We start from the raw sequence: 21,991 nt of genomic DNA on the forward strand, positions 1-21,991 counted from the left end.
TCCAAACTAGTGATTCTATTTCTCATCAACCAGCCATAGCATCTACTGTTACAGAATCAAAAGTTATTCAAACAAAACAAGATAGCAATGATTCTATTGCAAATCCAAAAATAGAGAGTCTATCAACAACATCACCAGCAGAAAACGCCACATCAAATTCTGATGTAGATTCAACAGTTATCCAAACAAAAATCCAAACTAGTGATTCTATTTCTCATCAACCAGCCATAGCATCTACTGTTACAGAATCAAAAGTTATCCAAACAAAACAAGACAGCAATGATTCTATTGCAAATCCAAAAGTAGAGAGTCTATCAACGACATCACCAGCAGAAAACGCCACATCAAATGCTGATGTAGATTCAACAGTTATCCAAACAAAACGAGACAGCAATGATTCTATTGCAAATCCAAAAATAGAGAGTCTATCAACAACATCACCAGGAAAAAACGACACATCAAATACTAATTTAGATTCAAAAGTTATTCAAACAAAACTCCAAACTAGTGATTCTATTTCTCATCAACCAGCCATAGCATCTACTGTTACAGAATCAAAAGTTATCCAAACAAAACAAGACAGCAATGATTCTATTGCAAATCCAAAAATAGAGAGTCTATCAACGACATCTCAACCAAGAGAAAACGCCACATCAAATGCTGATGTAGAATCAACAGTTATTCAAGCACAACAAGATAGCAAGGATTTTACTGCAAATCCAAAAATAGAGAGTCTATCAACGACATCTCAACCAGGAGAAAACGCCACATCAAATGCTGGTGTAGAATCAAAAGTTATCCAAACAAAACAAGACAGCAATGATTCTATTGCAAATCCAAAAATAGAGAGTCTATCAACGACATCTCAACCAAGAGAAAACGCCACATCAAATGCTGATGTAGAATCAACAGTTATTCAAGCACAACAAGATAGCAAGGATTTTACTGCAAATCCAAAAATAGAGAGTCTATCAACGACATCTCAACCAGGAGAAAACGCCACATCAAATGCTGGTGTAGAATCAACAGTTATTCAAGCACAACAAGATAGCAAGGATTTTACTGCAAATCCAAAAATAGAGAGTCTATCAACGACATCACCACCAGCAGAAAACGCCACACCAAATACTCATGTAGAATCAAAAGTTATCCAAACAAAACAAGACAGCAATGATTTTATTGCAAATCCAAGAATAGAGAGTCTATCAACGACATCATCATCAGAAAATACCACATTAAATACTAATTTAGATTCAACAGTAATTCAAACAAAACTCCAAACTAGTGATTCTATTTCTCATCAACCAGCCATAGCATCTACTGTTACAGAATCAAAAGTTATCCAAACAAAACAAGACAGCAATGATTCTATTGCAAATCCAAAACTAGAGAGTCTATCAACGACATCTCAACCAGGAGAAAACGCCATATCAACTACTGGTGTAGATTCAACATTAATTCAAGCAAAGCTCCAAACCAGTGATTCTGTTTCTCATCAACCAGCCACATCAAATACTCATGTAGATTCAACAGTTGTTCAAGCAAAACGAGACAGCAATGATTCTATTGCAAATCCAAAAATAGAGAGTCTATCAACGACATCTCAACTAGGAGAAAACAACACATCAAATGATGATGTAGACTCAAAAGTTATTCAGGTAAAAGGAAATAGTAATAGTACAAAAACTGATGGCGTATCAAATAAATATATAGAGCAAAATTCTCAAAATAAAGAAGAAATTCCCCAATTACCTAAAGCATTAAAAAATATTTCTATTTTTTACCCTCTTTCTGACTCATCGAACTTTATATCACCTAAATTTGCAGATCAAATAGACTCCCTGGATGTACCTCATCCTGTTCCTATTTCTTATGCTCCCGCTCACCGCATCCAAAAAGTACCAGCACAAGATCTACCAGATTCATGGTTGAATATTTCTGAATTGTTTGGTGAAAGTAAAGCTGATGATGTTAGCCAAACGACGGTTGTACAACCGCTTAGAGATAAGAAAAAATGGGACAATAAATTAAAATCTTTAAAATATGTTCAAACTCCAAAAAAAGCTGATTTTATCAAACCTGAAATTTATAGGCAAGTTATCCAAGCACGCTTTGAAAATTCAACTTCAAGCGATTCCATTGAGGAGAATTATCATGATTCATCTGTGAATCGTGATGCTGCTTCAGAAGACGAATTGGAAAACTTGGATACTCTTGCACGAGAAGTCTACAAAATGCTCAAACAGCGTTTGGAGATAGAACGTGAACGCCGGGGAAATAATTATTCCGGGCGTTTACCTTGGTAAGTCTATCTCAGGAATTAACGTCTAAATCATAATGCTGGCAGAGGGTTTTGAGTTTTTCTTTGATGAGCGATCGCACATTCTCCGGTAAAATCACTACACAATCTGGCGCATACTGCATGACTTCGCGGCTAAACCAAAATGTACTAGAAACTCGCCTGACAACTCGCCTGACTCGCGCTTTATCTTGTAGCCATTCACTAATTTCGTCTTCTGGTTTAGCTTGATAGGCAAAAGCCAAGCCAGCAAATAGATGCATTTCCACTTCTATCTCAGCCAAATTAGTACGCCACTCACCAGAAATTGGCATGACAGCAGCTTCAGTAATTCTGTCTAATCGTAAACTCCAATTGTGAACCAGTTCTGGTACATCAAAGTTTCCTTCTGTCTCTTCGCACCAGCAATCAAGATATTGCCGCTTTTCGTGGGGTGTAACTTTGGCATAGCTAACGGTAAAATTAAACACACGCTCTGCTGCATCTTGATAGGAAAGCTGAAAAGGCTGTTCGCGCAAGATATAACGGTCTATTTCTAAGCGCCAAGGTGGGGGCAAATTCTCTAGGAAACGTTCGATTTCGCCTCGCAACGGTAATGATAGTTCGCTGCGTTCGAGAAGTAAGTTTGCAATGATTTGGGCTTGTTCAATTTGCCCGATATCTGTCAACGCATTGATACATCTATGTAATGCTCTGATGCGTGGTTCTTTCCAATCGTTATTGTTACCGATGAGTAACTTACGTTGAGCGATCGCTTTAATTAACTTAGAGATGTTAGGTTCCTCTCCCCACATCATACCGAATTCTAAGGCGATCGCTTCTAGCTCGGCTTTATCATGTTCTGATATCGACAGTGTAATAGATTGACCTTTTCGACTCATATTTTATACGGACACTTTTATACGGATATATCTTGGCAACTTCTATTTTGCATGGCATTATAAGGAATAACAACGAGTTACGGACAGTTTTTAAGTAAATTGAAAAACTCGCACCATTGGTGCGAGAAATAGCCTGGAGATGTTTTATACCCATTTAAAAAACTGCAACCATTGGTTGCAGAAATTTGTGGGTGGTATTTATTAGCACATATATAAAACCTGCCACCATTGGTGGCAGAAATTGCTTGAATTCATAAGTTTGTCATTCTTTCAACATAGCAGTTTAGATAAACTAAGCATTTACAGGGGATTTTCAAGGATATGTCCGAAAATTACAGCATAAATCTCAAACCTGTCTATTCTCAAACCGTTAGCACACCTGACGGGGTGAAATTACCTAAAGATTGGTCGCTTTCTTGGCATCAAGCAGAAACCTATCAAGCATTACAAGATCCAAATATTGATGTTGTCTTCAATAAAGCAATGACAGGCGATGGTAAAAGCTTGGCTGCTTATTTATCAGCAATGACAAATCGCACGTACACTTTAGCAATGTATCCGACAAATGAACTCGCACGAGATCAAGAAAAACAGGTTCAAGGATACAAAGATAAATTTAAACCCAAGTACGAACCTCAAATTAATCGTTTAAATGCGGCTATTTTGGAAAAATATATAGCTACTGGTAAGCTGTCTTCCAAACGAGATGGCATAGAAGATTTTTCTACTAACTATGAAATTCTACTGACGAACCCTGATATTTTCCATTACATCCATAATTTTTACTACTTGAGAGGAAAGATAGATAATCCTGACAGGTTATTCAGACGTATAGATGAAAATTATAAATTGTTTATCTATGATGAATTTCATATTTTTTCATCACCGCAAATAGCTAGTGTTATCAATACAATACTTTTAATTAAACACACTGGCGATAATAATAAAAAATTTCTATTTCTTTCTGCTACACCTAACGAATTGTTAAAGACTTTTCTAGAAAAGGCTCAACTTAGATATAAAGAAATTGCTCCAGATGCTGTTGGAGCTTACAAATTTTCATCAGATGATTCAAATGATGGGTGGCGGCAGATTAGTCAACCTATTAACTTATGCTTTGCTCAAGGAATAGAGCCTAATCTTAGTTCTAGCTATAAATGGATAGAAGAAAATGCTGAAACGGTGATTTTAAAGTTTTTTCAAGACTATCCTAACAGCAAAGGTGCAATTATTTTAAATTCCATCGCCGCAGTTAAAAAGCTAATAGATAAGTTAAAACCTATTTTTGAACCGCGATGGAAGGTTAGAGAAAATACTGGCTTAACTGGAGAAACAGAAAAGTCTCAATCAGTTGCCGAAGCAGATTTACTTTTGGGTACGTCTACAATTGATGTTGGCGTAGACTTTCGGATTAATTTCTTAGTTTTTGAAGCTGCTGATGCGGGGAACTTTATTCAACGATTTGGTAGGCTTGGCAGACATAAAGGTTTTGAAACTTATCAAGCTTACGCTTTAATACCTAACTTTCTTATTGCAAGGCTATTTACAGATAAATCTCATCCTTTACAAGATGGTGAAACTTACGATCGCGTTAATTTTAACAATGCCATTAATGAATTTTGGACATTTAAAAATCAGTTTGAGCGATATCCTCAGCGATGGGGTGGTATACAGTCAGCTTATATCTATTCAAAGCTGCAAGGAAACTATCATATCAAAGAGAAATATCCAGAGGTAGCTAAGAAATTTGGTACTAGTGTTCAAAATGCTTTGGGAATTAGCATTAAACAGATGAATGCACAGTTTTATCGCTGTCAGAGTGAAGGAAAAACAAAAATTATTGATGAGGCTAGGAGTTTTCGGGGAAGTAGCCAGTTAGATTGTGCAATTTATGACTTAACTAATCCAGATGAGCCAGAAGCAGAAAGATTTAAAATGTATAATCTTCCTGGCATTCTCAATAACTTTATTTTCGAGTTATGGGATAAAAATAGCTTTATGGAGAAAGCCGAGAAAGCTGGAGTAATTACTACTCGCTTTGATAAAGCTTTGTGTTATTTAAAGTTCAAAGGCTATCGGGATGTGCGGGAAGATTGGCACTTCTATTATCCAGGTAATCTGAGAGAATTAGCTAAATCTGGTAAGGTGCAAGTTCTACCAGATAAACAACACGAACTACAGGGTTTAGAGATTTCCCAACGACACGGTTACGGTATCAACCAAATTAGTGATGCTGTGAGTAGACGTAAACTAGTGTGCTTCATTTCAGACCGCGATCGCAACTTTTTACGCGCCACTCTCGGATTACCTATGCACTTTCAAGCTTACCCCCTCACTAATGAGCCAGAGGATAAAAGTCCTCGCTACACCATTACTTTTGGACAAGACGCGCTGTTATTGGAAACCTTAACTTGGCATTGGAAGCCAAAAGACGATGAAGGATGGATATGTTGAAGTTGCTATGAACGTTTACAGTTACCAAGATTAAGCTAAAGGAGGATGAACGATGAATTGGCTTAAAAGCTTGAGGAGAAAGAATTTTGCTCGAAATCAGAAAGCAACAGTGTTTCAATCCCTAAGAGGTATTATTTTAGGCATTTATACCTATGCAGTACTGCACTGCGTTTCTTTCTCCTTATATATAGATTACACGATGTTGTTTCCGCCGAGGCTATTCACAGAGCTACAGTGACATATTAATCATAAAGCTACAGTAACTAGTTGATCTTTCGAGAAGAAGATGCCAAGATGATGAGAATACGCCTCTCATTAGGTATTTTTATGGACATTCATCTCAACGACGACGATATCTCTAAGATGCCAGAAAGCTTACGTAGCTCAGTTTTAGACTGGATCAAGACTAAAAATTCGCGGTTTGATGTTGGTATAACCAAGGGAGGAATGGCTGTTAGAGTCAAACCGAAGCGCAAAGAGGTCAAGAAAAGAGGTCGTTACTATATCAATAGTCATAAAGTCTCTGCAAATGCTTGGAAGTGTGAACGATGGAACTTAAGCGGATGGAGTGTTACACGACTTAGGTAAATGATCAATAAGTTTGTTTAGATGTGTTACGCAAAATCTGGAGAAAAACTAATGACTAAAGATAATCTGCTTTCCCGCATTTCCATCGATCCAAATATTTGTTTTGGTAAACCGTGCATTCGCGGACACCGGATTTGGGTTTCTCTAATTTTGGATTATTTAGCTGGTGGTACAACAATTGAAGAAGTTCTTGAAGCTTATCCAAGTATAGAAAGAGAAGATATACTGGCTTGCATCGCCTACGGTGCAGAGATGGCGCGGGATGTTTTTGTGGAACTTCCTTTGACAAAAAAAAAGGAAGCAAGTGCGTGAAATTAAAGCTAGATGAAAATATCGATTTGCGCTTTGTAACTTTATTGCAATTAGCAGGACACGATGTTGCAACAGTACCAGGACAAGGCTTAAGTTCTGCACCCGATCCAGAAGTTATTGATGTTTGTCGTCGTGAGGGTAGATGTTTAGTCACTTGCGATCGCGGTTTTGGAAATCGTCTGAAATATAATCCCTCTACCTATTCAGGAATTGTAATTATTCGTCTACCATCTCGCTACACATTTGCTGATTGGCGTGAAGCTATTGAAATATTAATCACTGGGCTAGAATCCGCCGATGTGATAGGTAAATTATGGATTATTCAACAAGCAAAAATACTCGAATATCAAGCTATTGAAAGCGAGGAAGCAAATTAATGAACGAATTTGATGATGATTTACCGGAAGAAGTACCAGATTTTGATTCAGCAAAAGATGAAGATGATGAATCGCCTGTCAAACGCGAACTTCTCACTATTCGGTTATTTAAAGAAGCTGTAAAAAAGGCAAAAGGAAATGAAGGCGATCGCATCCTAGAAAAATTTGCAGATTATGTTTTACCTAATTTAATTCGGCAGTTAGCAGGCGCAACCGCTAAAGGCGGTAAATTCTTTGAAGTCACGATAGAAATTATAAATGCTAAACGCGCAGCCGCAGGTAAAAATCCTGTTCGTAGAGACAATGCTGGCGACCAATCTATACTTGCTCACTTACTTAATGGTCTATTTCCCAGCTATCGAATTTTGAGGAAATTACAAGCAGAAGAAATAAACACAAATCCAGTTAAGCGTAATTGTGAAGATTTGCAATCTTCTGTATTTATTGTTTCCTACTTGTTGCATGACTATGAAAAATTCCCTGACTATCGAGATTGGTTAGAACAAAATTTTATAATTCGCAATTGGGAAGAAGAACCACCAAAAAAAGAAGATGCTCCGAATTTGGGACGTGAATATATTACCAAAAAGATTTTAGATTTTGGCTTATACCACTTACTAGGCGAACAATGGGAAGAACTTATTGATGACATCATTGAGATTAGCAGCAATGCAGGAGTTAAAAATGATTCGGATTTAGGTTTAAGTACTCGTGGCTTAAAACCTTTAGATGATGAAAGACTAGATAGCAGAATTAGACAGGTTCTAATTGACTTAGTTTCACTATCTGATTTATTTGCTTCAGTCATTAAACATCCGAGAGATGTAGAAAATGGTCGTTTACCTACATTGCTTGCAAGATTAAGCAATCATCAATTAAAGCTTACCTATCATTCGCTTTCAGAAAATCGTGGAATTCTCACTAATATTTTCAATAACGCTTTAATTACAGCACATCCTGAAGATTTTTATACACCCTTACTCTATCTACCTGATGGTGTTGTTTATTTAGCTACCGTTGATGCTCCTCCGATTAAAACTGATGGAATTCCTGAACAAGTTATTACCAAAATAAAGCACCTGTGTGCAGAGAAACTGAAGGAAAGACAGACAGGTTTTAATCGTGATGGCAAGGGTTTTAAATTTGCAGATTATTACTGGTTATTTTTTGATGTAGTTGAATTAATGGAAGTTAGCATTAATGCTGCTTCTCGGCTACTTCCAGACACAAAACCTGCTTCTGCTGGTAAGCGAGGCGAAAGCTTGCTAAATTATCAAGCACAAGGCGAACTATCATCACACTTAAATTTACAAATTGCTAATGAAATTCGCATTGATCGCTTGGCAGAATTCGGTGATGTTTTGTGTCGAGGGATTTGGGGTAGTTGGTGCGAAAAAGTTAATGATTCGCAAAAACAACTGCCAAAAAATCAGAGAAAAAGTATTCCTGATTTAGATTTGACACAAAAGTTAGCTGAATATTTGGAATTATCAGCAGAAATTCCAGCCATCAGAGAAATTCAATCTTTGAAAAAAACAGGTGGTGTACCTCTTGATTGGTATTACCTAGCAGCGCAATACTTTCGTAATCATTCAGGTTTAGACTTTGCTCAAATTCTGAAAATTATGAAAAGGATGGTGAATCACGTTGCTACTTTTATTAGACCAATTTTAGCAGAGTTTCAGGATATGCCCGATGGCTGGGATGACTTAAAAACTTATGTCAACCAAGTTATTTCTTTACCAACAGGCGCAGTTATAGAACCAAAACCAGACTCATTTTTAGTTGAACTTAAACGCTATAATGCCGCCAAAATTACAGGTAGAGGACGAGAAAATGTTTGTGCAATTTCTAGTTCTTCATATACTGTAACTGAACAGATGGAATCAGCTACTTTATTTGCTCCTCAAGTCTACAGTAACCGTCAGATTTTATTTAATGCTCAAGCTGCTAAACGGCAAATTTGCTCAATTTGGTCAATTGAGATTATGTTGAGGCAAATTTTGATGAACCAAACAAATGCCGTAGGAGCAGATTTTGAAGGACGCAAATATCGCTATCTCTACCTTTACCCAACTTACTTTTTTACCCCAGAAACCAATAAATTTTTGCAAAAAGCTTATGAGCAATTTTCTCGAACTCGGTTTGATGCCGAAATGCGTAAGCATTTTATCTCAGAAAATCAAGTTGCAAAGTTTCAAATTGATGATTATCAAAAAGTTGATTCTCTCTTGATTAAAGAAAACCTAAAGCCAGAAGATGATCGCACTTTCAAAATTAGCTTTCCAGAACATGAAACTCTAACATTTTTCTTTTTAGGCTTACCGCCTGGAAGAGACGCTACAGATACAGAATCTTGGGTAACACCAGCTTGGTTAGCATTAGCGTTACCGCTTATTCTCGATGTGAAAGTCGTAGCATCAGAATCACCTGTACCACCTTTTATTAGTGGCGCTGACTTTGAAGAAACAGTTTTAATTGATGGAGAACATCAAGCGATTCGTTCTTTGATTCAAAAAGATAACTATCGTTTAGATAGCATTTTACCTCGTAGTTCAGAAAAGCGTGAATTTTCTCCCCTCAATGTTCTTACTACTGCTTACTCTATTCACTTGGAAGTTAACCGTAAAAAGGATGGCGATCCAGATTGGGGAAAATTAGCAGATTTGGCACGGGATTTAGAAACCAGTCCTCTCTATGTCTTCCATTACCTTAATAAATGGTTGCGGAAGCAAGACAAAATTGATTCTGTATCTATTGCTAGAATTCGTCTGTATCGATACCTTTACTACTGCTTTGATCCTAAAGGAGATAAAATGACTAAACTTGACGAACTAACCAAGCTATACCGCAGTTTTTATAGAGCTAAAAGTAAGGGAAAACCACCAAAAGCTAATGCAATTCTCAAGCCAATTGATGAAGCTGCTGATGTTATCTTGAAATTTAATAAAGATTTGGCAGATGATAGTGAATCTTTAACACAACTCGTAGCAGCTAAAATAGCAAGTCTTATGAAAAAAGTTAGACGAAAAGAAGCAGAAGGAAAACCAACATTAATTTTAATTGATGGTAAGTGGAAGCCTGCCTTAACTTCCGAAGAAGAACGTCAAGCAGTTTATGAGTTCTCTAAGTATTTTGTAAAAAAAATATTTGAGGAAAGCTTTAAAAGCGATCGCGCACGTTTAGCAGGTACTCAACTCAATTTAATTAGAGATACTTGTGAATACCTTTATCGCCTAGCAGATGATGAAGAACGTAAAGCACGTCCACAAGATGAACCTGATGATATTCCTGAATTAGAACTTGAAGCATCAGTTTAATTTATTCTTTTATTCCAACTAACTAAATCGGAGCAATCAAATCATGAAATTCTTGAAAACACTCGATTCTAAATTTTTCCACGATGTAATTCCTGCTAAACCAATGGGGAAATATGTTCATTTCATTACTATTCGCGTTACAGAATCTTATCCTTTATTCCAGACAGATGGTGAACTGAATAAAGCTAGAGTACGTGCTGGAATTGAAAACAAAGAACCTATTAGTCGCTTGGCAATGTTTAAGCGTAAACAGTCTACACCAGAACGTTTAACAGGTAGAGAATTATTACGTAACTACAAAATTGGTGACTCGGAAAAATGCGACTACAACGTAGATTTCAGCAAAACTACTCCTGATTGTATTCTCTACGGTTTTGCTATTGGTGATTCCGGTTCTGAGAAATCTAAAGTAGTTGTAGACACAGCGTACTCTATTACACCTTTTGATGATTCTCACCTTAACTTTACCCTCAATGCGCCTTTTGAAAATGGGACGATGAGCCGTCAAGGAGAAGTAACCAGCCGGATCAATAGTCAAGACCATATCTTACCTCAAGTCTTTTTTCCTAGTATTGTCACCCTGAAAGATCCTACTGAAGCTGGATTTCTCTACGTTTTCAATAATATTCTCAGGACACGCCATTATGGAGCGCAGACTACCCGCACTGGTAGAGTGCGTAATGAGTTAGTTGGAGTCATTTTTGCTGATGGTGAGATTGTTAGTAATCTTCTCTGGACTCAAAAGATATATGACGTAATGAGTAATGCAACTCCAAAGCAAATTAATCCTCCCGATCCGCTCAATGAAGACGAGGTTTTAGAAGCGGCTACACAAGCAATTACTGCTCTAATGTCTCAAGAGTGCATTTCTCATACTGATTTTATTGGTGCATCCTTCACACAACTTTTGAGTGAAGTGAAGTCTATTACCAGTAATGAAACTCGATTGCAAGAAATGTTGAGTCAAGCAAATGCTGAATCATCTATTTATGCTCAAACATGGGTTCTTAAATCAGGTAAGAAAGATCCTAAGAAAGATACCAAGGTTAATAAGAAAGCTGCTGCTGTCACGGAGTAAGCAAGATGGTTTCAATTTATCGCTGTCAAATAGAACTTCATGACAGCCTCTATTACGCAACTCGTGAAATCGGGCGATTGTATGAAACAGAGCCAATAATTCACAATTACGCTCTCTGTTATGCACTGGGTTTAGTTGATAGCCAAATCTACTCTACTACCGTTGCTGAAGAGCATTCATACCGTTATTTTTGCCCCGAACAAGTGCCAAAATATGAGGAGCATTTAACGCCACTCAATCAACAGGAAATTTACGTAACTCCGGCGCGATCGCTCAATCATTCTTCTATACTCAATACCTGGAAGTATGCTAACAACAACTACCACGTTGAAATGGAAAAAACACAGAAAAATATTCCTAGTTTTGGGAGAGCGAAGGAAATAGCAGCAGAAAGTAGATTTGAGTTTTTTGTCATATCTCAAAAAGAACTCAAACTACCAAAGTGGATTCGCTTGGGTAAATGGATGAGCAAAGCTGAAGTAACGGTTGAACAATTACCGAAACCTAAAATCTCTGAAGGTATATTCACTTGTACCCATCCATTAAATCCTTTAGATGTCATGTTCACCAATCAAGTGATTAGCTATGATGTTGTGAATATGCCTCCAGTTAGCTTAATTCAGAATGTCCAAATGCGAGGTCAATACTATCAATTTGATGGCATTCAAAACTTAAAAATTCCAGTTCGGATAGAATATCGTTTTCGGAGTTAATCACTTCCCAAAACCTTTACTACGGGTTTTATTTTTTCGAGGCTCTATCGTCATTAACTCGGCTTTAAAACCTCTAGAATCTTGCAACATTAATTTACGTATTCGCTGACGTTGGTAAGTCTGCACTTCAGCAGCTAAAGGATGGTTAGGATCAATCTTTAGATGAGTAATAGAAGAAACATATTTTTCTTCACTTTCGGGATTATTTGGTTCTTTTAGTCCGCACATAATCCCACCTTCATCTCCTGAATAGCCAACGAAATCAATTTCAAATTCTCTGTCTGGATCGGCGTTTACTCCTTTTTGCTTTAATGTCTTCAAAAACTCCTTGCCTGCTCGTGCTTTAATGGGTAAGTTCTCTTTAAGTTTTTCAGTTAGTGCCTTTGCTGCATTGTAATCATCAATTCTCATTGGTCTTTCTCCCTATGTAGTTTTTTTCACTTAAAAGAATACTACTATCATCACTCGACAGTCTTTAAAATTTTAGATACCACATTCAGCGATCGCTCCTCTATCCCCCGTGAAACACTATCAACAACAATCCAACGCCTTCCCCAGCGATTACCTAAACAACTTGTGGGGAGAAATCCAAGCTTGTCCTTACTTTGCTATCAACAACCTCAACCGCGATTTTGTCGCCACTAAAGGATTTTCTGTAGTATTTCAGCGTTCTGGATTAGCAAAGGTAGAACAGCAGTTTCCCTACTTCAAACCTTACCTCGATTTGGCTCTCCAGCCCAATTGTAATGCTTTTTACCTCAATCCTTTACAGCTAAAAGAAGGCTCCCGCGTCGATCCGCATATCGATCGCTCCTTACGTTCCTACTCCAAAACCATTGAACCGCCTGCGGTTGTCAGTGTTCTCTATGTGCGAGTACCTGCGGATATGGAAGGGGGAGAACTGGTATTGCGATCGCACAAACGTCAACTTGGGCAAATTAAGCCCCAATTCAATACTTTAGTTTATTTTCAAGGTGATTTAACCCATTCGGTTAACGCCGTCAAAACCCCAGGAAATCGTCTGAGTTTAGTTTGTGAACAGTATAGTTTGAGTGATGCTGAACTCCAGGAAATCCCTGAGTTTACTGTAGAGTCAAGAATCACTCAGTCTACAACCAAAAAAAGAAAGTATGCCTCATAGTTTAGTGTTGAATTTGCTACCTCAATCGCCCATTCCACCACAATATCTTACAGGTAGACATCTCCACGCCTTATTTTTAACCCTCGTTAGTTCTGTAGATACCACATTGGGCGATCGCTTGCACGATTCCACCGCAGATAAAGCTTTCACCCTCTCTCCCTTACAAGTTAATTCCCCCCTTTTGAAGGGTGGTAAGGGGGGATCTAAACTTCGCTGGGAACATCAACAACCCATTCCTGCCGGAACGCATTGTTGGTGGCGAATTTCCTTGTTAGATGACACCCTATTTAGCAAACTAACGCAACTATGGCTAAATCTTAATCCTAGTCACCCTTGGCATCTTGGCCCGGCTGACCTGTATATTACCAGCATTCAAGGCACACCCCAATCAACGCAACCTTGGGCAAATGCTTGCACCTATACCCAATTATACGAAGAAGCCAGTGAAACTGAACGCTCTCTTAACTTGAGCTTCGCCACACCCACCGCCTTCCGTCAAGGACATTTTGATACCACCCTCCCAACAAGAGAATGTGTTTTTAATTCCCTACTTTCGCGGTGGAATAAATATAGTGGCATAGAATTTTCTCAAATTACTCTTGAGTCAATATTTCCTTCATTTGTTAACATTCACACAGAAATATTAGCCGACTCCCGCAGCAAATTTATTGGCATTATTGGCGAAGTTAACTATCGAATTTTAAGTGAAATTGACCCACTACAAATTAAGCAAATTAACACCTTAGCTAACTTTGCATTATATGCAGGTGTTGGACGAAAAACAACAATGGGTATGGGGATGGGAAGAAGGTTATAGGTTACAGGTTATGGGTTACAGGGGATAGGAGATATAAGAAGGGAAGAAGAGATAATTTATGGTTAGTGATGATAGGTAAATGGGCATACTAAGTTTATCTCAAAGTTTTATATAAACTAACTTGCTGTAACCTTTCACCTGTCACCTATGAAAATAGAATCATATAGAGATTTAATTGTCTGGCAAAAGTCAATGGATATGGCAGTTCAGATATATGAATTCACTACCAATTTCCCGGCTACAGAAACATATCGAATTACATCACAAATTACTCGTGCAGCAGTATCTGTGCCTACCAATATTGCTGAGGGTCACGGACGCAGTAGTAGCAAAAACGATTATGCTCATTTTCTGGCAATATCTAAAGGCTCATTAATGGAAACAGAAACTTTATTAATGTTATCAACAAGGCTCAATTATCTCACTGCTAAACAAGCTGATCCAACGTTATCTCTGATTACAGAAATCAGCAAAATGCTTACGACTCTTCGCTATCGGATATTAAAGTAGCTAATGAATAATCAAAATCAAACTAATATTCTTTTGTCGGAAACATCTAATCTGTCACCTGTAACCCATAACCTGTCACCTGATGAATACGTTCCGATCGCAGCATTAAACCAATATGCCTACTGTTCGCATCGCTGCTGGCGGATGTTTTGTGCAGGCGAATTTGTTGATAATCAATACACAATTGAAGGCACAACATTACACGATCGCGTCCATACTGTAGGCGAAGGACAGCGAGAAGAAACTGAGCAAATCCGAGCCATTTGGTTGAAGTCAGACAAGTACAAACTGATTGGTAAAGCAGACTTAATTGAATTAGAAAACGGTGAATGCTACCCCATCGAATACAAACGCGGACGCAAAGGTGAATGGGATAATGATGAATTACAAGTCTGCGCTCAAGCCTTGTGTTTAGAAGAAATGACAGGCAAAACTATCAACACTGGCTATATTTATTACGTCCATTCCCACCAACGTCAATTAGTAGAAATTAACGACGAATTACGCCAAAGTGCGATCGCCACAATTGAAGCCGTGCAAATGCTATTGTTTACAGGCGCAATGCCCAAAGCTATCAAAACAAAACGCTGTGATGGATGCAGTTTATCTCCTCAATGTTTGCCTCAAACTGCCGATAAAGTAAAACGATATCAAGAAGCAGCATAAATAATTTGGTGTTGCTGAGAATATTTTTGAAAAGCTCACGCCAAGGCGCAAAGAAGAACGCTGCACATAACTCTTTCTCATACTCCGCGAAACTCTGCGAGAACTCCGCGCCACTCTGCGTTAAAAAACTCTCTTTCACTTCTAATAAGGAAACAAACAATCATGGGTACAGTTTACATCGCCCAGGAAGATGCTTTCATTGGGAAAATTGACGAACGTCTCAGCGTCAAATTCGATAAAAAGATAATTTTAGATGTCCCACTCATCAAAATAGATGGTGTAGTAGTTTTAGGACGCGCCACAGTTTCCCCCGCCGTCATTTCCGAACTTTTAGAACGTAGTATTCCTCTCACATTCCTCACAGAAAATGGGCGTTATTTAGGACGCATAGAACCAGAAGTAACTAAAAATATATTTGTTCGCAAAGCTCAATGGCTAGCTGCTGGAGAATCACCCCAAGCAATTCATGTTGTGCAAGGATTTGTCCGTGGTAAATTGAAAAATTATCGCCAAATTCTTACCCGTCGTCAGCGTGAATCTTCAGATATAGATTTATCTAAAAAGATAACCCAATTGGAACAAGCGATCGCACCGATTGACACAACTCACAACATCAACTCACTGCGAGGTTTAGAAGGTGCGGGGAGTGCAGCTTATTTTGGTTGTTTTGATCAACTAATTCGCAACGTAGAATTTCAATTTTCTCACCGCCTGCGCCGTCCGCCAACAGATCCGGTGAATTCCTTACTCAGTTTTGGTTACTCCTTATTGCGCCATGACGTGCAAGGGGCGATTAATATAGTTGGGTTTGATCCATATTTAGGATATCTGCATTGCGATCGCTATGGTAGACCCTCTCTAGCACTAGACTTAATGGAAGAATTTCGCCCTCTAATAGTAGATGCAGTAGTGTTATCTACCTTAAACAAGCAACTGCTAACACCCGCAGATTTTGTAACCGAACCCTTAAGCGGTGCAGTTTCCCTCACACCAGAAGGACGAAAAACATTCTTGCGCTTATACGCACAGAAAAAACAATCCGAATTTAAACATCCAGTCATGGGGCGCAAATGCACTTATCAAGAAGCTTTTGAACTACAAGCGCGGCTATTAGCGAAATACCTCATGGGTGAAACAGAAAAATATCCGCCATTGGTTTTGAAATAGTTGAGAGGTTACAGGTGATAGGGGGTAATGATGGAATGAAGGATAAATTGAAAAAGAAAGTTGTTGTATCTTACGATGTCCCGGAAGACAAACGCCGCACCAAAATCCATAAAATTTTGAAGTCTTACGGACAGTGGGTGCAGTATAGTGTGTTTGAGTGCCAGCTTACCGAGACTCAATATGCCAAATTGCGATCGCGCTTGCACAAACTAATTAAACCAGATACCGACAGCATCCGCTTTTACTTTCTCTGCGCTTGCTGTTTTGATAAAATTGAACGCATCGGTGGCGAACAACCCCGTGACGAAAGCATTTTCTTTGCTGAATGAGCGGATGGGTAGGTGTAAAAAATCAGGGTTAATGAAAAATGGCTGTATTCCTTTCAGCACAAGCTTTCGCCAGAAAATTAAATTAAAATCATTCGCGCATCTTGTACAGCATGGGTTTCAGCTATTCTCCTTAAGTCAACTGACATTTTCTACTGTTATAATCAACCCATCCGCGAAACCGAACCTCGAAAACCAAATACAGATTAGCTTTCCGGCTCCCGCAATTGCAATTTCAAATAATCCCTATCAGGGATTGAAACGTATCTCAATCCTGATGTTGGCTTTTTCCTGGGAAATTGCAATTTCAAATAATCCCTATCAGGGATTGAAACAAAAAAATCATTGAGTGGCAAGGATTTAAAATTGATTGCAATTTCAAATAATCCCTATCAGGGATTGAAACAAACCAAAAAGCCCGATTCCCACAGCTTCAATTGAATTGCAATTTCAAATAATCCCTATCAGGGATTGAAACTAATGCCCAGAAGTTTAAAAAAGTTTTTGACCAAATAGGAATTGCAATTTCAAATAATCCCTATCAGGGATTGAAACTGGCTAGTTATGCTATCTAAGCTTCGTGTGCCTTATTGCAATTTCAAATAATCCCTATCAGGGATTGAAACTCTCACGACTCACGCCTTATTCAGCAATTGGAGCCAGCGATCATTGCAATTTCAAATAATCCCTATCAGGGATTGAAACTTCCTATGCATTTAGCTCTTGAGCCTTCACCCATAATTGCAATTTCAAATAATCCCTATCAGGGATTGAAACAGTTTAACGTCAGAGAATTCTTTAAAGGAAGCTGATTGCAATTTCAAATAATCCCTATCAGGGATTGAAACGATAGATTCAGAAACTTCTGGACTGGTCAGCACTGCCATTGCAATTTCAAATAATCCCTATCAGGGATTGAAACATAATCCCTCCACGATTACAGCTGATAGCTCTTGAATTGCAATTTCAAATAATCCCTATCAGGGATTGAAACTCCCGCTACACCTAAAATAGATTTATCTTTTAAATTGCAATTTCAAATAATCCCTATCAGGGATTGAAACACCAGAGATTGAAGAAAGTTATTTCTGTCCCGACTTATTGCAATTTCAAATAATCCATATTACAGATTAGACCTCTTGCAAAAGTCTTTCTTTTCATCTTTTTCTTTGCGTCTTTGCGCCTTTGCGTGAGACAAAAATATTTATGCAATAGGTCTATTGAAAAGGTTGCCAGCAATGAATAATCAGCAAACCGCGCAATCACTACAGTAAAAAATTCGTTTTCGCTGTCAATACCTTAAGATATTCTAGCGATCGCTCCACTAACTGGCACAAGTTGAGCCAAAATATACTTTACCCAAAACAAGATTAAGTATATACCTACACGGCTGACACTTATGTCATCGTCCCCAGAGCGCCCGTTAAAAATTAACCTGACTCTACCATCTTCCCATCCGCAGCTATTGGAAGGATTGGATTTGTGGCTGCGCTTAGGGTTAATATCTGATGCCCAAGTTAAGCAGCTATGTCGAGAATATCTCACCTGTGTAGTGGTGTTACAGCCGCAAGGCGCACCAGAACCACAGGTAGCAGTTGCAACTCCGAGACAAGCAGAAAAACCATTAATTGCCTATTCGCCACCACCGCCAGCCAAGCCTACTCAACCCAACTTCGTCACTCAGATGTTGCAATCTCTGGGGGAAGAGTTGAGTGTGCGCTGGCTGCTATTTTTAGGTGTATTTTTAGTAGTGCTGTCGTCTGGGGTATTAGCTGCCAGCCAGTGGGAAAGATTTCCCGCAGCGGGACAGTATGGAGTTTTATTTGCCTATACTTTAACTTTTTGGGGTTTAAGCTTTTGGACTGGTAAACAAGAGAATCTGAGATTAACAACTCAGACATTGTTGATTGTCACCTTATTTCTTGTGCCTGTGAATTTTTGGGCAATGGACAGTTTCGGGTTGTGGCACAATCCTCTCAACTGGTTGACAGTAGCGATCGCTGCCCCTACCCTAACTTTCATTACAGTTTTACTCTGCAAAAATCGTACGGTTTTTCCTAACTCCCGCATCAGCAAATTACCCCTCATCAATATTCTGGCGCTGAGTTATTTACATTGGGGTTGGAAAATCAACGTTTTGCCATTAATTGCTATATATACAGCAATGATTGGCACAACTCTCCTGACTGTCTATCACATTCGTCGCCAACAACGAATTAACGCCGAAAATCAACACAGTTTATTTGTTACCGTCATTGTTTATTCGCTGATATTACTGTTATCACGAGCAATTTTTGTCGCAGGCGTAAATGTCACCCAACTGGGTTTAGCTATTGGTGTCTGTGGTTGGTTGATTACTTGGTTAGTACAGCAGCAGCAGGCAGAAGGCAAGGGGCAGGAGGCAGAGGTATCTAATACTCAGCACCCAACACTCAACACTTTTTGGGAACTCTTAGGTGGTATTTTACTCTTCCTCGGTTGGGCTGTCGCAGTCGCAGATTATCCGGGACAAGCTTTGGCTGTGAGTGGTTTGGCTTTGTGGTATGTAAATCAGCGTTTGCAGAGATACAGCCTCAACTTTGATTTAGCGGTACTTTTTGCTATTGGTTTACAGTCGATTTGGCTGGGTTGGCGATTAATCCCAGTGGGAATGCAACAATGGACGATCGCAATTGCAACTAATCTCACGCAAGCGCAAAAAGAACCTTGGGCGTTGCTGAGTGTGGCATTATTCCCTTATTTAATCTTTATGGTGTGGTTTTGCGATCGCTTGCGTCACGCCGAGAAACGAGATTTGGCGAATTTTGGCGAAGCACTCGCACTATTATTCGGCACTAGTTTAACTACTATCGCCACAATTAATCCTACTTTGCGATCGCTAAATCTAGTTTTTTCTACCATCACCCTGGTTATTGTCACCAAACGCCGTTCGCCATCTTCCACGCCTTTAATCTACCTGACTCACGCCCTAGGATTACTAGCAATTTTTTCTGTAATTGATTTGCTATTACCAAATCTCCCCTATTACTATTGGGCAGGTATTTTTTTAACTCTGATGGTGGCAGAATGGGGATTTAGTCTGGGCAGTGGTGTCTGGCAACGTACTGCATGGTATTTTGGCTTAGGATTATCGATATTCAGCTTTTTTCTCTTGTGCGTAAATCTCCTCTCATCTTGGAATGGTGTAACTTTTAGCCAAGCACATTGGGGAGTAATGTGGCTAGTTACACCCTTATCTTTAACAATTTTAGCTAGTCGCACCACAGCACAACGCCGCACTATTAGAAGTTTCTTGAGTCTTCTAGCTGTAGTTATGGTGCAGTTTTTAACTATCCCCCTACCCGAAACAAGATTAATCGGTTTAGCTATGGGTGTAGGTGTGATGTATGTCAATACCCGCTATCTGAGAAATCAACCAACAGCCGGATTCACCATTGGTTTAGGACTGAGTTTTGTGGCGGCGTTGCTGTGGGAAGGTATACCGGGATTACCCCACCTAGCTATTGCTGGTTGGTTAGTAGTTGGTGCGATCGCCACTTTTAGTTTATGGTTAATGCGGCAACCACTCCAGCAACGCAACCATGAATTAGCAGAGATATATGCAGATGCTAGTGATAAATGGGCGATCGCTTTATGTTTCACAATATTATTATCACTGACGATACACTCATTCTTTGTTTATGATGCCGCTGTCACCCCAGGATTATGGTATTTAGTAGCCAGTGCCATTACTTTAGTCGCCATTACCTATCGTAGTTGGCGAGAACCCACAGATTGGGCATTTTACGGCATTGGTTGGTGTGTAGAATTATTAGTTGCTGAAGTATTAGCCTTTGGAGAACACTCGACAATTAGAGTGGCGATCGCTAATATCGCTTTAGGTTTATTTACTCAACTGTTAGGGGAATGGTGGCGACGACGATATCATCCTGAAAGACTTCCCAGTAGTTTACATATTTTACCCTTAGTTTATGGCGCATTTAGTGTTGTACTCCGGTTCAACGCTTTTACCCAGTGGACGGGTTTATTTACCTTGGGTGTAGCGTTAATCATTATTGGTGTCGGGAGACGACACCCAGATTTCAAACCTCTGCTGTATTTCGGCATTATTGGTGTATCAATTTCTGCCTATGAACTCTTGTTCTATCAAATGTTCCAAGCCACAGGTGGCGGATTTGGCGATGCTTTAATTGCTATGTCCACCTTGGGTGCAAGCATCATGTTAGTCTACAGCCGATTATCCCCTTGGTTGAGCCAATACTTACGCCTCAGCCGCGCAGAAATCCAAGGCATCGCTCATCTGCACTGGGCGTGGAGTACTGTACTATTAATGACTGCCATTACCCTACCAATTCAAAGTAACCGTCTTGTGGGATTGGGTACAGGGGCATTATTAATTATCTATGCAATTTTCCAAGGACGAGGTACGAGTAATTCGCCCCGTGTTCTGGGCAGAATCACCGTAGAAGAAATGTGGGTTTACCTGGGCTTATTAGAAGCAGCCGGAATGCGAGTTTATTGGAGAGAAACCGCCGTAGGACAGTGGTTAACCGGGCCGTTAGTACCTTGGAATGGGGCGATCGCTTGTTTAACAGCCTACTTCTTATACAGCTTACCCTGGGAAAATTGGGGTTGGTCAAAAAGACCTTGGCAACTTGCTGCATACATTCTGCCACTAATCATTTTATGGGAAACCAGATTGCCAGTTTACCCAATGACACTGGTCATAGTCGCTGGATTTTACCTCATCTTAGCTAAGGTGAGTAACAATATCCGGGTGACATATATTAGTATGGCCTTAATTGATTGGGCATTATTTAAATGGTTGCATCAATTAAATCTCACTGATGCCTTGTGGTATTTCACCGCCAGTGGATTATCACTGTTGTACATTGCCCAAGTTGATCCACAGCTAAAACTACCTGAATATAAAGAATCTCGGCACATTTTACGGTTTGTAGGCATAAGTTTAATTTGTGGCTGGGCAGTTTTCTTCCATCAAAATAGAGTTTTGATTCCCGGAATTTTTAGCCTCATCACTATTTTTGCCGGATTAGCTTTGCGAATTCGGGCTTTTCTCTATGTTGGGACAGCTACTTTTCTAATTACCAGTATTTATCAATTAGTAATTCTTAGCTTAAGTTATCCGTTTTTGAAATGGGTGATTGGTTTGCTACTGGGTATTTTACTCATTTATATCGCCGCCAACTTTGAAACTCATCGCACCCAAATTAATAGCTTACTTCGCAACACCAGCAACGAATTTCAAGAATGGGAATAATCCCAATTCGCAATTATGAAAGCCTAGTAGCGTGCGTTAAGCAACACCCGTAACCACAGAA

Annotated in this window: 16 protein-coding genes and 1 CRISPR repeat array; of the genes, 14 read left to right on the plus strand and 2 right to left on the minus strand. The window is 39.1% G+C overall.

What is annotated here, in order from left to right:
* Nucleotides 1-2,306 (plus strand): hypothetical protein (locus IQ244_RS18255; protein ID WP_193896603.1); only part of this gene is annotated, 2,306 nt, incomplete at its 5' end.
* 7 nt (nt 2,307-2,313) lie between these two features.
* On the opposite strand, the gene IQ244_RS18260 is transcribed toward IQ244_RS18255, so the two are convergent.
* The gene (locus tag IQ244_RS18260) at nt 2,314-3,180 is read right to left on the minus strand and encodes a WYL domain-containing protein (RefSeq protein WP_193896605.1); all 867 of its coding nucleotides are present in this window, start codon (nt 3,178-3,180) and stop codon (nt 2,314-2,316) included.
* A gap of 321 nt (nt 3,181-3,501) precedes the next feature.
* Between IQ244_RS18260 and cas3 the strand changes: the two genes are divergently transcribed.
* From cas3 to cas5d, 6 genes are all read left to right on the plus strand, one after another.
* Entirely contained in the window at nt 3,502-5,634 is a 2,133-nt protein-coding gene (gene cas3 / locus IQ244_RS18265; RefSeq protein ID WP_193896607.1) for a type I-D CRISPR-associated helicase Cas3', read from the plus strand.
* A gap of 639 nt (nt 5,635-6,273) precedes the next feature.
* The gene (locus tag IQ244_RS18270; protein WP_193896610.1) at nt 6,274-6,534 is read left to right on the plus strand and encodes a DUF433 domain-containing protein; all 261 of its coding nucleotides are present in this window, start codon (nt 6,274-6,276) and stop codon (nt 6,532-6,534) included.
* Complete coding sequence (locus IQ244_RS18275) at nt 6,531-6,911, plus strand: DUF5615 family PIN-like protein (protein WP_193896612.1); 381 nt, start codon at nt 6,531-6,533, stop codon at nt 6,909-6,911. Before IQ244_RS18270 ends, IQ244_RS18275 begins: the two co-directional genes overlap by 4 nt.
* Complete coding sequence (gene cas10d, locus IQ244_RS18280; protein ID WP_193896614.1) at nt 6,911-10,231, plus strand: type I-D CRISPR-associated protein Cas10d/Csc3; 3,321 nt, start codon at nt 6,911-6,913, stop codon at nt 10,229-10,231. The genes IQ244_RS18275 and cas10d overlap by 1 nt, the downstream gene beginning before the upstream one ends.
* 43 nt (nt 10,232-10,274) lie before the next feature.
* The gene (gene cas7d, locus IQ244_RS18285; RefSeq protein ID WP_193896616.1) at nt 10,275-11,309 is read left to right on the plus strand and encodes a type I-D CRISPR-associated protein Cas7/Csc2; all 1,035 of its coding nucleotides are present in this window, start codon (nt 10,275-10,277) and stop codon (nt 11,307-11,309) included.
* Nucleotides 11,310-11,314: 5 nt separating this feature from the next.
* Nucleotides 11,315-12,022: a type I-D CRISPR-associated protein Cas5/Csc1 gene (gene cas5d, locus IQ244_RS18290; protein ID WP_193896618.1), complete on the plus strand. Its 708-nt coding sequence runs from the start codon at nt 11,315-11,317 to the stop codon at nt 12,020-12,022.
* Here the strand turns inward: cas5d and IQ244_RS18295 are convergent, their stop codons facing one another.
* Nucleotides 12,023-12,433, minus strand: a complete 411-nt coding sequence (locus IQ244_RS18295) for a hypothetical protein (protein ID WP_193896620.1) — start codon at nt 12,431-12,433, stop codon at nt 12,023-12,025.
* Between the two features lie 109 nt (nt 12,434-12,542).
* Between IQ244_RS18295 and IQ244_RS18300 the strand changes: the two genes are divergently transcribed.
* The 7 genes from IQ244_RS18300 to IQ244_RS18330 all read left to right on the plus strand — a co-directional run bounded on the left by IQ244_RS18300 (nt 12,543) and on the right by IQ244_RS18330 (nt 21,930).
* Nucleotides 12,543-13,163 carry a 2OG-Fe(II) oxygenase gene (locus tag IQ244_RS18300; protein ID WP_193896622.1) on the plus strand — a complete coding sequence of 207 codons (621 nt, stop codon included), beginning with the start codon at nt 12,543-12,545 and terminating at the stop codon, nt 13,161-13,163.
* Nucleotides 13,153-13,980, plus strand: a complete 828-nt coding sequence (cas6, locus tag IQ244_RS18305; RefSeq protein ID WP_193896624.1) for a CRISPR-associated endoribonuclease Cas6 — start codon at nt 13,153-13,155, stop codon at nt 13,978-13,980. The genes IQ244_RS18300 and cas6 overlap by 11 nt, the downstream gene beginning before the upstream one ends.
* Before the next feature lie 147 nt (nt 13,981-14,127).
* Nucleotides 14,128-14,490, plus strand: coding sequence for a four helix bundle protein (locus IQ244_RS18310; protein WP_193896626.1), 363 nt, complete (start codon nt 14,128-14,130; stop codon nt 14,488-14,490).
* A gap of 3 nt (nt 14,491-14,493) precedes the next feature.
* Nucleotides 14,494-15,156, plus strand: coding sequence for a CRISPR-associated protein Cas4 (gene cas4 / locus IQ244_RS18315; RefSeq protein WP_228058999.1), 663 nt, complete (start codon nt 14,494-14,496; stop codon nt 15,154-15,156).
* Nucleotides 15,157-15,318: 162 nt separating this feature from the next.
* Complete coding sequence (gene cas1d, locus IQ244_RS18320; RefSeq protein WP_193896628.1) at nt 15,319-16,323, plus strand: type I-D CRISPR-associated endonuclease Cas1d; 1,005 nt, start codon at nt 15,319-15,321, stop codon at nt 16,321-16,323.
* A gap of 35 nt (nt 16,324-16,358) precedes the next feature.
* Nucleotides 16,359-16,652 carry a CRISPR-associated endonuclease Cas2 gene (gene cas2 / locus IQ244_RS18325; protein WP_193896630.1) on the plus strand — a complete coding sequence of 98 codons (294 nt, stop codon included), beginning with the start codon at nt 16,359-16,361 and terminating at the stop codon, nt 16,650-16,652.
* A gap of 223 nt (nt 16,653-16,875) precedes the next feature.
* Nucleotides 16,876-17,786: direct repeats of the CRISPR family, unit length 37 nt; unit sequence ATTGCAATTTCAAATAATCCCTATCAGGGATTGAAAC.
* A gap of 262 nt (nt 17,787-18,048) precedes the next feature.
* Complete coding sequence (locus IQ244_RS18330; protein WP_193896632.1) at nt 18,049-21,930, plus strand: DUF2157 domain-containing protein; 3,882 nt, start codon at nt 18,049-18,051, stop codon at nt 21,928-21,930.
* Nucleotides 21,931-21,991: the final 61 nt, after the last annotated feature.

The organism is Nostoc sp. LEGE 06077 (assembly GCF_015207705.1).
Taxonomy (GTDB): domain Bacteria; phylum Cyanobacteriota; class Cyanobacteriia; order Cyanobacteriales; family Nostocaceae; genus Nostoc_B.

Coding starts and splice junctions, on each gene's coding strand:
- IQ244_RS18260 (WP_193896605.1), bottom strand. CDS start 3,180: ATGAGTCGAAAAGGTCAATCTATTACACTGTCGATATCAGAACATGAT.
- cas3 (WP_193896607.1), top strand. CDS start 3,502: ATGTCCGAAAATTACAGCATAAATCTCAAACCTGTCTATTCTCAAACC.
- IQ244_RS18270 (WP_193896610.1), top strand. CDS start 6,274: ATGACTAAAGATAATCTGCTTTCCCGCATTTCCATCGATCCAAATATT.
- cas10d (WP_193896614.1), top strand. CDS start 6,911: ATGAACGAATTTGATGATGATTTACCGGAAGAAGTACCAGATTTTGAT.
- cas7d (WP_193896616.1), top strand. CDS start 10,275: ATGAAATTCTTGAAAACACTCGATTCTAAATTTTTCCACGATGTAATT.
- cas5d (WP_193896618.1), top strand. CDS start 11,315: ATGGTTTCAATTTATCGCTGTCAAATAGAACTTCATGACAGCCTCTAT.
- IQ244_RS18295 (WP_193896620.1), bottom strand. CDS start 12,433: ATGAGAATTGATGATTACAATGCAGCAAAGGCACTAACTGAAAAACTT.
- cas6 (WP_193896624.1), top strand. CDS start 13,153: ATGCCTCATAGTTTAGTGTTGAATTTGCTACCTCAATCGCCCATTCCA.
- IQ244_RS18310 (WP_193896626.1), top strand. CDS start 14,128: ATGAAAATAGAATCATATAGAGATTTAATTGTCTGGCAAAAGTCAATG.
- cas4 (WP_228058999.1), top strand. CDS start 14,494: ATGAATAATCAAAATCAAACTAATATTCTTTTGTCGGAAACATCTAAT.
- cas1d (WP_193896628.1), top strand. CDS start 15,319: ATGGGTACAGTTTACATCGCCCAGGAAGATGCTTTCATTGGGAAAATT.
- cas2 (WP_193896630.1), top strand. CDS start 16,359: ATGAAGGATAAATTGAAAAAGAAAGTTGTTGTATCTTACGATGTCCCG.
- IQ244_RS18330 (WP_193896632.1), top strand. CDS start 18,049: ATGTCATCGTCCCCAGAGCGCCCGTTAAAAATTAACCTGACTCTACCA.